Source organism: Arthrobacter sp. BB-1 (genome assembly GCF_006151685.1).
GTDB lineage: Bacteria > Actinomycetota > Actinomycetes > Actinomycetales > Micrococcaceae > Arthrobacter.
In genome coordinates this window covers 26,461-39,403 of the sequence record NZ_VDEV01000022.1, presented here as the reverse complement: position 1 = coordinate 39,403, position 12,943 = coordinate 26,461, and the positions used below count along the sequence as shown (strand labels likewise).

Annotated in this window: 14 protein-coding genes; 9 read left to right on the top strand and 5 right to left on the bottom strand. The window is 66.9% G+C overall.

Going from position 1 to position 12,943, the window contains the following annotated elements; all coding sequences use genetic code 11:
- Window positions 1-58: 58 nt before the first annotated feature.
- The 9 genes from lepB (FHJ30_RS12015) (at window position 59) to FHJ30_RS11975 (ending at window position 7,759) form a co-directional block, all read left to right on the top strand.
- On the top strand, window positions 59-736 hold the full coding sequence (gene lepB / locus FHJ30_RS12015; RefSeq protein ID WP_139029533.1) for a signal peptidase I: 678 nt from the start codon (window positions 59-61) through the stop codon (window positions 734-736).
- On the top strand, window positions 737-1,564 hold the full coding sequence (gene lepB, locus FHJ30_RS12010; RefSeq protein ID WP_139029532.1) for a signal peptidase I: 828 nt from the start codon (window positions 737-739) through the stop codon (window positions 1,562-1,564). It abuts the gene before it with no gap.
- Window positions 1,565-1,566: 2 nt separating this feature from the next.
- Window positions 1,567-2,379 carry a ribonuclease HII gene (locus FHJ30_RS12005; protein WP_139029531.1) on the top strand — a complete coding sequence of 271 codons (813 nt, stop codon included), beginning with the start codon at window positions 1,567-1,569 and terminating at the stop codon, window positions 2,377-2,379.
- A 50-nt stretch (window positions 2,380-2,429) separates the two neighbouring features.
- Window positions 2,430-2,756, top strand: coding sequence for a DUF2469 domain-containing protein (locus tag FHJ30_RS12000; RefSeq protein ID WP_139029530.1), 327 nt, complete (start codon window positions 2,430-2,432; stop codon window positions 2,754-2,756).
- A gap of 134 nt (window positions 2,757-2,890) precedes the next feature.
- Window positions 2,891-3,247 (top strand): YraN family protein, encoded by a 357-nt coding sequence (locus tag FHJ30_RS11995; RefSeq protein ID WP_139029529.1) that lies wholly within the window; start codon window positions 2,891-2,893, stop codon window positions 3,245-3,247.
- Window positions 3,248-4,792, top strand: a complete 1,545-nt coding sequence (locus tag FHJ30_RS11990) for a YifB family Mg chelatase-like AAA ATPase (RefSeq protein WP_139029528.1) — start codon at window positions 3,248-3,250, stop codon at window positions 4,790-4,792.
- Window positions 4,789-5,988 carry a DNA-processing protein DprA gene (dprA, locus tag FHJ30_RS11985; RefSeq protein ID WP_139029527.1) on the top strand — a complete coding sequence of 400 codons (1,200 nt, stop codon included), beginning with the start codon at window positions 4,789-4,791 and terminating at the stop codon, window positions 5,986-5,988. Before FHJ30_RS11990 ends, dprA begins: the two co-directional genes overlap by 4 nt.
- 98 nt (window positions 5,989-6,086) lie before the next feature.
- On the top strand, window positions 6,087-7,013 hold the full coding sequence (locus FHJ30_RS11980) for a tyrosine recombinase XerC (protein ID WP_139029526.1): 927 nt from the start codon (window positions 6,087-6,089) through the stop codon (window positions 7,011-7,013).
- A 242-nt stretch (window positions 7,014-7,255) separates the two neighbouring features.
- Complete coding sequence (locus FHJ30_RS11975) at window positions 7,256-7,759, top strand: DUF3145 domain-containing protein (RefSeq protein WP_041652118.1); 504 nt, start codon at window positions 7,256-7,258, stop codon at window positions 7,757-7,759.
- A gap of 98 nt (window positions 7,760-7,857) precedes the next feature.
- On the opposite strand, the gene FHJ30_RS11970 is transcribed toward FHJ30_RS11975, so the two are convergent.
- From FHJ30_RS11970 to FHJ30_RS11950, 5 genes are all read right to left on the bottom strand, one after another.
- Complete coding sequence (locus FHJ30_RS11970; protein WP_139029525.1) at window positions 7,858-9,093, bottom strand: beta-ketoacyl synthase; 1,236 nt, start codon at window positions 9,091-9,093, stop codon at window positions 7,858-7,860.
- 162 nt (window positions 9,094-9,255) lie between these two features.
- Complete coding sequence (locus tag FHJ30_RS11965; protein WP_009359314.1) at window positions 9,256-9,501, bottom strand: acyl carrier protein; 246 nt, start codon at window positions 9,499-9,501, stop codon at window positions 9,256-9,258.
- Window positions 9,502-9,593: 92 nt separating this feature from the next.
- Complete coding sequence (locus tag FHJ30_RS11960) at window positions 9,594-10,655, bottom strand: beta-ketoacyl-ACP synthase III (protein WP_139029524.1); 1,062 nt, start codon at window positions 10,653-10,655, stop codon at window positions 9,594-9,596.
- Window positions 10,652-11,581, bottom strand: coding sequence for an ACP S-malonyltransferase (locus FHJ30_RS11955; RefSeq protein ID WP_171059006.1), 930 nt, complete (start codon window positions 11,579-11,581; stop codon window positions 10,652-10,654). The genes FHJ30_RS11960 and FHJ30_RS11955 overlap by 4 nt, the downstream gene beginning before the upstream one ends.
- 88 nt (window positions 11,582-11,669) lie before the next feature.
- Window positions 11,670-12,914, bottom strand: a complete 1,245-nt coding sequence (locus FHJ30_RS11950) for a CdaR family transcriptional regulator (protein WP_139029522.1) — start codon at window positions 12,912-12,914, stop codon at window positions 11,670-11,672.
- Between the last annotated feature and the right edge of the window lie 29 nt (window positions 12,915-12,943).

Sequence of the window (12,943 nt, the reverse complement as noted above, 5' to 3'; positions counted from 1 at the left end):
CGCAGCCGTATCCGGCCAGCGCCGGAGCCATCCAGCACCAGCGCCCAGGATACGGACCATGGACCAGACAAAACGCCAGCCCCGAAAAATGGGCTGGCGTTTTGCGTTCCTTGCCGTCTTCCTGGCTTTGGCCGTCAGCGGACTGGTCCGGTCGTTGTGGCTGGATGTCTACTTCATCCCCTCCGCGTCCATGGAGCCGGGACTGGAAGGCGGGGACCGCATCGTGGTTTCCCGGACCGACTTCCGGGATGAACCAATCCGGCGCGGGGACATCGTCGTCTTTGACGGGCGGGGCACCTTCGCTCCGCTCAAGAGCGGAAACGGCCCTTTCCTGGAGGCGGCGGCTGCCATTACCCAATGGCTCGGCCTTACTGGGAGCGACACAACCTACGTCAAAAGGGTCATCGGCGTGGCGGGGGATTCGGTGGCCTGCTGCGACGCCGGTGGAAGGGTTACTGTGAACGGGGAGCCCTTGGAGGAGCCGTACGTTTTCAGCGGCGACGCCCCCAGTACGCAGAAGTTCAGCGTAGTGGTCCCGGACGGGCGGCTGTGGCTGATGGGTGATCACCGGTCCCTGTCCGCCGACTCCCGAAGCCTGCTAGGTGCTCCTGGCGGCGGCATGGTCCCGCTGGACAGGGTTATCGGCAGGCCGGTCCAGATCATCTGGCCGCTTGATAGATTTGCATCATTACCACGTCCGCCTGCGGCAGGACCAACAACAGAGAACGGACAGTAGATGCCCGAGAACCACGCGCGGATTCCTGAACCACGTCAGGAGGGGGCCTCGGTTACACCCTCCGACGCGGCTCCGGTGACGGCCGCCCAGGATCCTGAGGCGCCTGCTCCCGCTGCCGCGGACAGCCGCTCTGCCGCCAGGGCAGCCGGGAAATCCGCGGGCAGCCCGGTCCTTGCGTGGCTGAAGGAAGTCGCCACGGTGGTGGTGATCGCCGTCGTGCTGTCCTTCCTTATCAAGACGTTCCTGTTCCGGGCGTTCTTTATCCCCTCCGAGTCCATGGTCAATACCCTGGACGTTGACGACCGCATTTTCGTCAACCTCCTGGTACCTGAACCGTTCGCGCTGACCCGCGGCGACGTGGTGGTTTTCCGGGACACCAAGGGCTGGCTGCCGGCCGCGCCGGAAAAAGAGCAGGGGCCCTTCACCTGGGTCCAGGACGGACTGACATTCGTTGGCCTGCTGCCGGACAACTCTGAACAACACCTGGTCAAAAGGGTCATCGGACTGCCGGGGGACCACGTGGTGTGCTGCGATGCCGGCGGTAAACTGACCATCAACGGGACGGCAATCGACGAAAGCTACGTCAACCCCGCCGAGGTGCCGCAGATCCGCAACTTCGATGTAGTGGTCCCCGAAGGGAAGGTGTGGGTGATGGGTGACAACCGGAACCACTCCGCCGACTCCCGTGCCCACATGGATTCCGACGGCGGGTTCATCGACCTCGACGACCTCGAAGGCAAAGCGGCGGTCATTGCCTGGCCGCTGAACCGCATCACCACCCTTGGCAACTACCCGGACGTGTTCCGGAACGTGCCGGCGGCGCCCTGACCATGACCACGGCAGTCAAGCCCAGGACGGGTTCCACCAAGGTGCCTGCCCGCGCAAAGGCTCCTACGTTGAGGCACGAGCGGACCTTCAAGGCCGAGGGGATCCGGTACCTGGCCGGGGTGGATGAGGTAGGGCGTGGCGCGCTTGCCGGACCGGTGAGCGTGGGTATTGCCGTGGTGGACCTGGAACGCCAGAAGCCCCTGGCCGGCGTGCGGGACAGCAAGCTCCTGAGCCCGGCGGAACGGGAGCGGCTTGAACCGCTGGTGCGCCGCTGGAGCGTGGCATCGGCGGTGGGCCATGCCTCCGCCCAGGAAATCGACTCGATCGGCATCATTGCCGCGCTGCGCCTCGCCGGAACACGGGCCTGGCGGGACATCCTCGAGGCAGGCGTCCGTCCCGAGGCCGTGCTCCTGGATGGCAGCCACAACTGGCTTTCCCCCGCCGAGCAACTGTCGTTGTTCGACGAACCCGTTTTCGAGGTCAGCTGTGACGCCCCCGTGCATACCAAGGTCAAAGCGGACATGCAGTGCTTGAGCGTCGCTGCCGCAAGCGTCATCGCCAAAGTTGAACGGGACCGGATGATGCGTGAACTGCACTCCCAGTTCCCGGACTTTGGCTGGGACATCAACAAGGGCTACGCCACGGTCCTGCACCGCGACGTCCTCCGCGCCGCCGGACCCACGCCCTACCACCGGGTCAGCTGGCGGCTGCTTGGCGGGGACCTGCTCGACGCCGGGCTGCCGGACCGCGAAGATGCGGACGGTGAAGTTCCGGACTGCGAAAATCCGGACGGGGAAGTTCCGGCCGACGCCTGAGTGCTCCGGTGCGGGCGCCAGCGGCCCCGGTGATGGTGCAAGATGGAAGCATGAGTGCTGAGGATCTTGAAAACTACGAAACCGACATGGAGCTCCAGCTCTACCGTGAATACCGGGACGTGGTCGGATTGTTCAGCTATGTGGTCGAAACCGAACGCCGCTTCTACCTGGCCAATCATGTTGACCTGCAGGCGCGAAGCGCCGACGGCGAGGTCTACTTCGACCTCACCCTGCAGGACGCGTGGGTGTGGGACGTCTACCGCTCGGCCAGGTTCGTCAAGAGCGTCCGGGTCCTCACGTTCAAGGACGTCAACGTCGAAGAACTGCCGCGCAGCGAGGAACTCGCCCTGCCCAAGGACGTCGACCTGGGCAACTAGGGCCTTTCCGCCGGCCGCCTTCCTCCCCGCCGACTCCTCCTGCACAGGGGGAGCTGACCGGGCTTAATCCACATAGGCGGTAATCTTCCTGTCCTCCGGGCCCCAGCCATCACAGGCTGGTTGCGGAGGTAGAAATGAAATCGAAAGACCTGTTGGGCCGGCACGGCGAGGACGTCGCCGCCGGCTATCTTGAAACCCTGGGCATGCTGGTGGTTGAGCGTAACTGGCGCTGTACCGAAGGCGAAATAGACATCGTTGCCCTCGACGGCGACGCCCTGGTCATCGCCGAAGTGAAGACCCGCCGCACTCTCGACTACGGCCATCCTTTCGAAGCCGTAGGCCCGGAAAAACTTGCGCGGCTCCACCGGCTTGGAGCCGCCTGGTGCCGGGACCGGGAGCTGCGGATGCCGCGGCGGCGCGTTGATGTCATCGCGGTGCTAGACGACGGCGGCGGGACACCCGTGGTGGAACACCTCAAGGGGGTGGGCTAAATGCCGCTGGGCCGCACCTACTCCATTGCCCTGGTGGGGCTGAACGGATACATGGTGGAGGTTGAGGCGGACATCGGCCAAACCCTCCCGGCCTTCATTCTCCTGGGCCTGCCGGACGCTTCCCTCAACGAGGCGAAGGAGCGCATCCGGTCCGCGGCGAAGAACTCCGGGATTCCCCTGAGTCGCAGGAAAATCACCGCCAACCTTATTCCCGCCTCGCTGCCCAAACGCGGTTCGGGTTTCGACCTGGCCGTCACCATGGCCGTGCTCCGCGCCGCCAACGACATCAAACCCACCGGTCGGACAGTGTTTATTGCAGAGCTTGGGCTCGACGGCAGGCTGCGTCCGGTCCGGGGGATACTCCCGGCCGTGATGGCCTCGGTGCAGGCCGGGTATCCGGACATCGTCGTGGCGCAGGCGAACTTCGCGGAGGCTGCCCTGGTGCCGGACGCCAGGGTGCGGGGGTACAGCACGCTGGCCAGGCTGGCGCTGGACTTCGGCGCGGACCCCCAGGAGCTCGCGCTGGATTTCGAACCCGAGGACGCGGACTCCACCGGCGAAGCAGTCGGCGAGTCGGGGGTATATCCGGACATGGCCGACGTATCCGGCCAGGGTGATGCCCGGCGGGCGCTGGAAGTGGCGGCCGCAGGGGCGCACCATCTTCTCCTGACAGGACCGCCGGGCGCCGGCAAAACCATGCTGGCAGAACGCCTTCCCGGCTTGTTGCCGGACCTTGGGGACCATGAGTCCATGGAGGTGACAGCCATCCATTCGCTGTGCGGGCTGCCGTCCTCCTCGGTGCAGCTGCTCCGCCGGCCGCCGTTCGAAAGCCCGCACCATTCGGCAACCGCGGCAGCCATCATCGGCGGCGGCTCAGGGCTTCCCCGTCCGGGGGCGGCATCCCGGGCACATCGTGGCGTCCTGTTCCTGGACGAGGCGCCGGAGTACGAGCGCCGGGTGCTGGATGCGCTGCGCCAACCGCTGGAAAGCGGCGAGCTGGTGATCCACCGGTCAGCAGGAATCGCCGCTTATCCCGCCCGCTTCCAGCTGGTCCTCGCGGCTAATCCCTGCCCCTGCGGCAAGGCATCCGGAAAGGGCCTGGACTGCACCTGCACACCCATGATGCGGCGGCGGTATCTCGCCAGGATGTCCGGTCCGCTCCTGGACCGGGTGGACATCCAGCTCCAGGTGGAACGGGTCTCCCTGGCCGACTTCGGACAGGCCGGGGCGGAGGAGGACACCGCCACGGTGGCACGGCGGGTGCGCGGCGCCAGGGCGCGGCAACTGGAACGGCTGGCGCCCTATGGCCTGGAAACCAATGCGCAGGTTCCAGGCCGCGTCCTGAGAGGCGAGCTTAGGCTGCAGGCAGGCGTCACCCGAATCCTTGACCACTCCCTTGAACGGGGCGTCCTTACAGCCCGCGGCTACGACCGCGTGCTCCGGCTGGCGTGGACGCTGGCCGACCTCGGGCACCGGGACCAACCGGACACCAACGACATCGGGCAGGCACTGGGCCTCCGGCAGGCAGCGGCGGCCGTGGCATGAACGCGGCAGCCAGGGACAGCGAACGGCGTTCCCGCGCCGCCCTCTCGCGACTGATGGAGCCGCAGGACGCCGCGGGCCTGGCCCTGGTGCACGTTGCCGGGGCAGTGGACGCAATGCGCATCGCTACCGGCGAGGTGGCGGCAGGGCCGGATCTGGAGCAGGAGATTACCGGGCTGCTCGCGGACAGCGGGCTGGCCACAGGCTGGGCCGGGATGGCCGGGTCGCTCAGGCGCTGGCAGCCCCGCATACCCGATCTCGCCCCGGAACGGGACCTCGCAACCATGGCGCGGCTGGGTGGGCGCCTGATCATTCCGTCGGACGAATTATGGCCAGTCCAGCTGGGTGACCTCGGGATCCAGGAGCCGATCTGCCTCTGGTGGCGGGGCCAGGAACAGCGGCTTCCCGGAGTGTCCACAGCCATTGCCCTCGTCGGGTCCAGGGACAGCACCAGCTATGGAGCCTCCGTCACGGGTGATATCGCCTACTCCCTCGCGCAGCGCGGATTCACCGTGGTGTCCGGCGGCGCCTACGGCATTGACGCACACGCCCACCGGGCAGCCCTCGCTGGAGCTTCGGATGCCATGCCGACCGTCGCAGTGATGGCCGGGGGAGTTGACCGGTTCTACCCTTCGGGAAACGAGGACCTCCTGCGGGCCGTGTGCAACCAGGGCGCAGTGCTCGCCGAGGTTCCCCCGGGGTCCGCCCCCACCCGCTACAGGTTCCTTCAGCGCAACCGCATTATCGCCGCCCTGTCCGCCGTGACCGTTGTAGTGGAGGCAAGGTGGCGGTCCGGGGCACTGAACACCGCACACCACGCCGAGACCCTTGGCCGCGCTGTTGGCGCTGTCCCCGGCTCCGTGCACAGCGCCAACTCGGCGGGCTGCCACCGTCTTCTTCGGGATGGAGGAGCCGTGTGCGTGACGGACGCCGCCGAGGTTGCCGAACTGGCGGGCCCCAGCGGCTCCGCCCTTCCGGACGCGCACCAGGGTCAGGCGGCCGTGCAGGACGGCCTGACCCTGGAGGACCTGATTCTCCTGGACGCCCTGCCGTTGCGCTCCACCACGTCGGTTGAGAAACTCGCCGTGGTCGCGGGCCTAAGCCAGGAATCGGTCCGGGCCGGCCTGGGCCGGTTGGGCTTACTGGGACTGGCGGTCTCGGAGCGGGGCGGCTGGAAACGCGGTAAGGCAACCACGTGATGTGCATTGACTCCGTCCCGCCGTTGGTGGGAATGAGGGCCCAAGGCGGGATCGCGTGTCACCGCTGCTTCGGGCACCGGACCTGAGACAGTAGGGGGGTGGAAAACGAGGAACTGCCCGTAGAGCTTGGCCGGGCGCTTGAGGCTTTCGCACGGTATCTGTCCGCCGAGCGCGCCGTTTCTCCACACACGCTCCGGGGGTACCTGGGTGACGTCCGGAGCCTCCTTGCCCACGCCTCGGCGGAAGGCGCTGACCGCCTTGGGGACCTGCAACTTGGCACCCTACGCCGCTGGCTGGGGAACCAAAGCCAGGCTGGTGCCGCACGAGCAACCCTCGCCCGGCGGTCCGCCTCCGTAAGGGTCTTCACTGCCTGGGCCCTGGCGGAGGAACTCATCGTTGCGGATCCTGCTCTGCGTCTCAAGGCCCCCAAACGGGAACAGTCGTTGCCCGGCGTGCTGCAGGCCGCGCAGGTGGCCCGGCTGCTCGCCACCCTGGAGGAAGGGGCGGCCGAGGGCGCGCCGCTGCCTCTGCGGAACCGTGCGATCGTGGAACTGCTTTACGCTACCGGTGTCCGCGTGGGCGAACTGGCCGGCTTGGATATCGATGACGTGGACTTTGACCGCCGCACCCTGCGCGTCATCGGTAAAGGCAACAAGGAACGCACGGTCCCCTATGGCGTTCCCGCAGCCCTGGCGGTGGACGACTGGCTGCGGCGCGGCAGGCCCCTGCTCGCAAGGGCCGGCAGCGGGCCGGCCCTCTTCCTGGGCACCCGCGGGGGCAGGGTGGACCAGCGTCAAGTCCGGGCCATGGTCCACGGCCTCTTCGCGGGGCTTGGCGATACCTCGGCATCCGGGCCCCACGCCCTGCGGCATTCCGCGGCAACGCACCTGCTGGACGGAGGGGCCGATCTCCGCGCGGTACAGGAAATCCTCGGCCACAGCAGCCTGGCCACCACCCAGATCTACACCCATGTCTCGGTGGACCGGCTGCGGCAGAGTTACCAGCAGGCCCACCCGAGGGCATAAGCCACGGCGCCATGAATCGCACTGGCGTAATTTCGTGGGGTACGGCACAATGAGAATCACGTCCGGTAACTTTCAAGTCCTGCGTGAAGCTTGCGGCTTCCCGCGTCACGGCAAGTCCGGACACAGCTTTATCTGATACATCTGAATAGGAAGGCAGGAACCGCCGCCGCAGTGCAGGCACCAGCAGTTCCATCCAGGCAGAGGTCGTTGGGGAAGACGTACCTATAGCTATGGAGGATGGAATGTCTGTTGCAATGACCCGCGGTGTGCTGTTTGTTCACTCGGCCCCTACGGCCTTGTGCCCTCATGTTGAGTGGGCCATCGGATCCGTCGTGGACAAGCGGACGGATCTTGAGTGGACCCCTCAGCCGGCCGCGCCCGGAATGTTCCGGGCGGAGCTGTCCTGGACTGGCGCCCCCGGCACGGGTTCCAAGCTTGCGTCCTCCCTGCGTGGTTGGGCGCACCTTCGGTATGAGGTCACGGAGGAGCCGAGCCAGGGTGTGGATGGCGGGCGGTGGTCGCACACCCCTGAGCTTGGGATCTTCCACGCCGTCACGGACGTCCACGGCAACATCATGGTGTCAGAGGACAGGATCCGCTACGCCTACGAGTCCGGCGCCGGTGACCCCGCCGCCGTCTACCACGAACTCTCCCTTGCCCTCGGCGAAGCGTGGGATGAGGAACTCGAACCGTTCCGGCACGCTGCCGAGGGCGCTCCCGTACGCTGGCTCCACCAGGTGGGCTGACCGCCGTCGACCTTTCGTTTTTCCATAGCTTCGTTTTTCCATAGCAAAGAGGAGGCCCCGCCAACCGGCGGGGCCTCCTCTTGTCAGCGGGACCGGCGTCAGACGCTGCGGACCGCAATCACGGCATTGTGGCCGCCGAAGCCGAACGAGTTGCTCAGCGCCACGATGTTGCCGGCCGGCAGGTCCCGGGCGGAGGTGACGACGTCCAGCGGGATTTCCGGGTCCTGGTTTTCGAGGTTGATGGTGACGGGTGCCTTCCGGTCGTACACGGCGAGCACCGTGAGAACGGCTTCGACCGCACCGGAGGCGCCCAGGAGGTGCCCCATCTGTGACTTCGTGGCGGAGACCGCCACATTGTCCACGTGGGCGCCGAGGGCGGCGCGCAGGGCGGTGTACTCAGGCTTGTCGCCCACCGGCGTGGAGGTGGCGTGCGCATTGACATGCACGACATCCTCAGGCTGGATCCTGCCGTCGAACATGGCAGCTTTCAGCGCGCGTGTTGCGCCCAGGCCCGCGGGGTCGGGAGCCGTGATGTGGTACGCGTCGGCGGTGACCGACGTTCCGGCCAGTTCGCCGTAGATGCGGGCACCGCGTGCCAGCGCGTGTTCCTCGGCTTCCAGGACCAGGGCGCCTGCACCCTCGCCCATGACAAAGCCGTCGCGGGCGGTGTCGTAGGGGCGTGAAGCCCCCTGGGGATCGTCGTTCCGGCGGGAAAGTGCCTGCATGGATGCGAAAGCCGCCAGGGGCATCGGGTGGATGGCAGCTTCGGCGCCGCCGCACATCACCACATCGGCCTTGCCCGAGCGGATCAGGTCCAGTCCCAGGTGCAGTGCTTCGGTGCCCGAGGCGCAGGCCGAGACGGGAGTGTGGGCGCCCGCGCGGGCACCCAGGTCCAGGCTGACGGCAGCGGCGACGCCGTTGGGCATCAGCATGGGAACGGTCATGGGCAGGACCCGGCGGGGGCCCTTTTCCTTGAGCGTGTCCCAAGCGTCCAGCAGGGTCCACACGCCGCCGATGCCGGTGGCGAAGGCAACAGCGAGGCGGTCCTTGTCGAAGTCGGTGATGCCGGAATCGGCCCAGGCCTCACGGGCGGCAATAACGCCGAACTGGGTGGAGGGGTCCATGCGCTTGGCTTCTACACGGCTGAGCACGTCCAGGGCAGGGGTGCTGCAGCGCGCAGCGAAGTGGACGGGCAGCTCGTACTTGGCCACCCAGTCGTCCTCCAGGGTGCGGGCACCGGAGACCCCCTTGAGCGCGTTGTTCCACATCGTGGGTACATCGCCGCCGATGGGCGTTGTGGCACCCAGACCGGTAATGACTACTTTGCGTGTCATGGGATCACTCTTTCGTCGGTGGGGAACCCGTCTTCCGGAGGTCCCGCGTTTTGATGATCGGCCACGGTCCAACGAGTGGAAGGTGCCGGAAAAATGCGGCGGGCTGCCGGTCCGGTCATCCGGACCGGCAGCCCTGCCATGCCGTAACGGCGGAAGCCTTGGCTAGGCCTGCGCTCCGGCGATGAAGCTGACGGCGTCGCCGACGGTCTTGAGGTTCTTGACCTCTTCGTCGGGGATGCGGACGCCGAACTTTTCCTCGGCGTTGACCACAATGGTCATCATGGAGATGGAGTCGATGTCCAGGTCCTCGGTGAAGGACTTGTCCAGCTCCACGGCCTCGGGGGCCAGGCCGGTTTCCTCGTTGACGATTTCAGCCAAGCCGGCCAGGATCTCTTCGTTGCTAGCCATTGATGGCTCCTTTTCTTGTATTGCCGGCAGGTGCTGCCGGAAATGGTCCGGGCCGCGGATGCGGCCCGATGGGGGCGTTGCTCGGGGTGTTCCTAGGGAAGGACGACTACCTGGGCGCCGAAGACCAGCCCCGCGCCGAAACCGATCTGCAGGGCCAGTCCGCCGCTTAGCTCCGGGTTTTCCTGCAGCAGGCGGTGCGTGGCGAGCGGGATGGATGCTGCCGAGGTGTTGCCTGCGTCAGCGATGTCCCGTGCCACTGTAACGCCCTCCGGCAGCTTCAGCTTCTTCACCATCTCGTCGATGATGCGCATGTTCGCCTGGTGGGGAATGAAGGCCACCAGGTCCTCCGCCTGGATGCCTGCGGCATCGAGGGCCTGCTGGGCAACCTTGGCCATTTCCCAGACCGCCCAGCGGAAGACGGTCTGGCCGTCCTGCCGGAGGGTGGGGTACAGCTCCTGCGCCTCTTCGAGGAGGGCGAGGTCGCCGGTGGAATCGGACTGCCGGGCGGCCATGCCAAGGTCCCTGACATCCAGCATGGAGCGCGTCATGCCGATCGCGTCCCACTTGCTGCCGTCCGATCCCCAGACAGAGGGGGCGATTCCGGGGTAGTCCGAGGGGCCGATGACGACGGCGCCCGCTCCGTCGCCCAGCAGGAACGAGATGGTGCGTTCCCTGTTGTCGATGACATCGGAAAGCTTTTCCGCTCCCACCACCAGGACGTACTTGGCGGCGCCGGAGCGGACCAGGGCGTCACCCTGGGCGATCCCGTAGCAGTAGCCTGCACAGGCAGCTGAAATGTCGAAGGCAGGAGCCGGGGTCGCGCCGAGGCGGTCAGCCAGGCTGGCCGCGGCCGAAGGGGTGGCATACGGGTGCGTCACCGTGGACACGATGACGGCGCCGAGCTGGGAAGGCTCGATGCCGGCCTTTTCCATGGCCTCGCGCGCGGCCCCCTCCGCCATGTCGATGACGCTGACGTCCGCGGGAGCACGGTGGCGCGTCACGATGCCGGTCCGCTGGCGGATCCACTCGTCGGAGGAATCGATCCACTGGCAGACGTCCTCGTTGGTGACGATGACGTCGGGCCGGTAGGCGCCCAGTCCAAGGATGCGGGTGTGCTCCTGGATGGGAGCCTGCTTCAGCGTGGGAACGCTCATGCGTCTCCCTCCAGTTCTGCGAAGAGCGCCAGGGCGGCGGAAAGGTCATCGGGGGTCTTGACGGCTACGGTCTTGACGCCGGGCATCCCCCGCTTGGCAAGGCCGGCCAGGGTGCCCGCGGGGGCAAGTTCAATCACTCCGGTGACGCCGCGCTCAACCATCGTTTCCATGCAGCGGTCCCAGCGGACCGGGCGGGAAACCTGGGCAATAAGGCTGTCGACGGCGGCACCGCCGTCGGTGACTTCGCCGCCGTCGAAATTGGACAGCAGCGGCACCTTCGGTGCCTGCGGCTTCAGCTGCGGCTGCAGCGCCTTGAGGGCGCTGACCGCGGGCGCCATGTGGCTGGTGTGGAACGCGCCGGCTACCTTCAGGGGAATGACCCGGGCCTTCGCGGGCGGGTTCTCGGCAAGGGCCTTCAGCTGTTCAAACGTGCCGGCGGCAACTGTCTGGCCTGCCCCGTTGACGTTGGCGGGGGTGGCGCCTGCGGCAGTAATGGCCGCAAGGACCTCGGCGGGGTCGCCGCCCACCACGGCGCTCATGCCTGTGGGAGTGACGGACGCGGCCGCTGCCATGCTGTTGGCACGTTCCCGCACGAAGGTCATGGCTTCCTGCTCCGTGAGCACTCCGGCGAGGGCGGAGGCGGTGATTTCACCAACGGAGTGGCCGGCGAGGATGACCGGAAGGGAGCTGAGCTCGACGTCGAACAGGGAAGCGGCGGCAACAAGGCCGGCCGCGACAATCAGGGGCTGCGCCACCGCAGTGTCCTTGATGGTTTCTTCATCCGAGGTGGTCCCGTGGGCGGTCAGGTCAATGCCTGCGATCTCGCTCAAGGAGGCCAGGTGGCCTGCCACCGAGGGCAGTTCCAGCCAAGGGGCCAGAAAACCCGGGGTCTGTGAGCCCTGTCCAGGGCAGACTATTGCAAGCACGTATCCAGCTTTCCAAATTACTGTGTGATCCAGCGGTGTTTGTCCGCACCAAGCTCACGGGGTCAGGTTGTAGGAAGTCTACAACGACTTAGGGCTGATTCCGGGACGGCAGGCGCTCGGCGGCAGCTTTCGGCGGCGCCGAAAGACGGCCCACTACGAGCGCAGCCTGCAGGACAAAGGCTTCCCTGGGGAGGAGCGGATCCCAGCCGGTAACATCACAAACACGCTTGAGGCGGTACCTGACGGTGTTGGCATGGACGAAGAGTTCCCGGGCCGTGGCCTCCAGCGAATGGCCCAGTTCCAGGTAGGTTCCCAAGGTCTCCACCAGGCCGTTGGACGCCGCCAGCAACGGGCGGTAGATGTTCTTGACCAGGGAACGGCGCGCGGCGTCGTCCCCGGAGATGACCCGCTCCGGGAGCAGGTCGTCGGCCGCGACCGGGCGCGGCGCGGAGGGCCACGCCCTGGCCGCTGTCAGCCCGGCGAACGCCGACTGGGCCGAGCCGCTGGCCTCGAGCAGGGAACCGGCTTCAGGGCCGTACACCACCGGCCCGGGCGCAAACATTTCACTGAGCTTCACATAGGCGGTCTCCCGGTCCTGGACGCCGCCCAGGATGAGGATGAGCCGGTCGCCCTGGATGCCCACCAGCGCGTCCTCCGCATAACGGCCGGCCATCCGGCGCAGTTCACTGACGTAGCTGGCGCTGGGCTCCGACGGTGAATTGCCCACCATGACAGTGAACCGTTCCTGGGCCTTCCAACCCAGTGCCGCGATCCTGGAACGCAGGGCGTCCGTGTTCTCCCCGCGAAGGATGGCATCGACGATCAGGGCTTCGAGCCGGGTGTCCCAGGAACCGCGGGATTCGGCGGCGCGGGCGTAGACGTCGGCGGCGGCGAAAGCGACTTCCCGCGAGTACCTCAGCACGGCTTCGCGCAATGCCGGCTGGTCGGCTTCCGGCGCAATCACCGGAACCTGGTCCTCCACCACCTCGACGACGATCCGGATCAGTTGCAGCGCCTTCTGCAGGCTGATGGACCGGGTCAGTTCGGTGGGCGCGGTTCCGAAGACGTCCGTCAGGATCCACGATGGCGAGCTTGGCCGCTCATACCAGGTGACAAAGGCGGCGATGCCGTTCTGGGCCACCATGCCGAGCGCCGAGCGTTCGTCCGAGCTGAGCCGGCTGTACCAGGGCAGCGACTTTTCCAGCTCGCGCATGGTGGTGGTGGAAAGCTGGCCAACGTTTGCCCGCAGCTTCTTCAGGGTTTCGGACTTCTCCGGCGTGACCCTGGGCGTGGACGGTTTGCGCTTGGCGGACGGGGAGGCAGGTGCTGGCATTCTTTGAGCATACGGGCAGCGCCCCGCAA